This is a genomic window from Mesorhizobium sp. B1-1-5, assembly GCF_006443065.1.
Taxonomy (GTDB): domain Bacteria; phylum Pseudomonadota; class Alphaproteobacteria; order Rhizobiales; family Rhizobiaceae; genus Mesorhizobium.
Window position 1 is genome coordinate 1 of the sequence record NZ_VFWS01000322.1, and the last position, 1,612, is coordinate 1,612.

At 67.6% G+C, this 1,612-nt stretch carries 2 protein-coding genes; both read left to right on the forward strand.

The genetic code is table 11. From position 1 onward, the window contains the following. On the forward strand, positions 1-877 hold an 877-nt coding region (locus tag FJ980_RS30905; RefSeq protein WP_181181368.1), incomplete at its 5' end, for a cobaltochelatase subunit CobN. Then, positions 874-1,612, forward strand: a 739-nt coding sequence (gene cobG / locus FJ980_RS30910; protein ID WP_140547347.1) for a precorrin-3B synthase, incomplete at its 3' end; no start/stop codon positions are given. The genes FJ980_RS30905 and cobG, both read left to right, overlap by 4 nt.

The window sequence follows — 1,612 nt, forward strand, 5'->3', positions numbered from 1 at the left end:
CCCGCGCGTCGACGTCACCTGGCGCATCTCCGGCCTGTTCCGCGACATGTTCCCGACCCAGATCGCGCTGATCGATGCCGCTGCCAACGCCGTTGCCGCGCGCGACGAGGACGATTCGGAAAATCCGCTCGCCGCAAGGACCCGCGCCGAGGGCAAGATCAGCCCGCGCATCTTTGGCACCTCGCCTGGCACTTACGGCGCTGGCGTCGAGGAAATCCTGTCGAGCGGTGACTGGGCGGCGCGCGAGGAAATCGGCCGCGCCTATCTCGATGCCACGTCGCATTCCTATGGCGGCGCCGGCGGTGAGGGGATCGCCGCGCCCGGCGCATTCGAGAACCGCATCGCCGAAGCCGCTCTTCTCGTCCACACCGGCGACGATCCCGGCCGCGACATCCTCGAAGGCTCGGCCGATGTCGCTTTCATCGGCGGCTTCTCGGCCGCCCTTGCAGCGCTTGGCAGGAATGCCGACGTCATCGTGCTCGACACGACCGATCCGCAGAGGCCGAAGCCGCGTTCAGTTAGTGAGGCCGTGACGCGCGTCGTGCGCGCCCGCGCCGTCAACGCCCGCTTCATAGCGGGCCAGATGCGCCACGGCCCTCGCGGCGCCTCGGAATTCGCCGAAACCGTCGACCGGCTGGTTGGCTTCGCCGAAACCACGCAGGCCATACCGGGCGCGCTGATAGACGCCGTGCACGATGCCTATCTCGGCGATGCGGGCGTCCGCGCCTTCATCCTGCGCGAAAACCCGGCCGCCGCGAAAGCCATTGCCGAACGCCTCCTGTCGGCGCGACGGCGAGGCCTCTGGCATCCCTTGCGCAATTCGATCGACGACGACCTCGCGGCACTGATTGCCGAGGCACGGGAGTTGGCGGCATGAACGCCTACTCCCGCCGCGGCGCCTGCCCGGCCCTTTCGGCGCCGATGCAGACCGGCGACGGCCTGCTGGTGCGGCTCAACCCGGTCGCCGGAGGCCCATCTTCTGGCGGATTGTCGCCGAAGCTTCTGATCGGGCTGGCAGAATCCGCCCTGCGGCACGGCAACGGCATCATGGAAGTGACAGCGCGCGGCAGCTTGCAAATACGCGGATTGACCACGCAAAGTGCAACCCTGCTGGCGAAGGAAGTCGATGCGCTGGGCATTGTGGTCCGCACTGGCGTACCAGTGGAGACCGGACCACTGGCCGGCATCGATCCGCAGGAGATCGCCGACCCCAGGCCGCTGGCTGATCGGATCAGGGAAGCGGTCGAGGACGCCGGGCTGACGCAGCGGCTCGGGCCGAAGGTTTCGGTCGTTGTCGACGGTGGCGGGCAACTCACGATGGATGCTGTGACGGCCGACATGCGGCTGAAGGCGGCGAGCACCGAGGCGGGAATCCGCTGGCGGGTGTCGGTTGCCGGTGACGGGCGGAATGCAAGGCTGCTCGCGGTTGCTGATGAAGGTGTGGCTCGTGATATAGCCGTCGCGGCTCTAAGGATGATCGCCGAGAAAGGCCGCGATGCTCACGCAAGGGATTTGTCGGAGCGGCAGTTGGTGTCTCTGGCGGGTTGGCTATGCCTGACAAGTTTGCGCGAGGCGCCCCCCTCTGTCCTGCCGGACATCTCCCCCTCAAGGG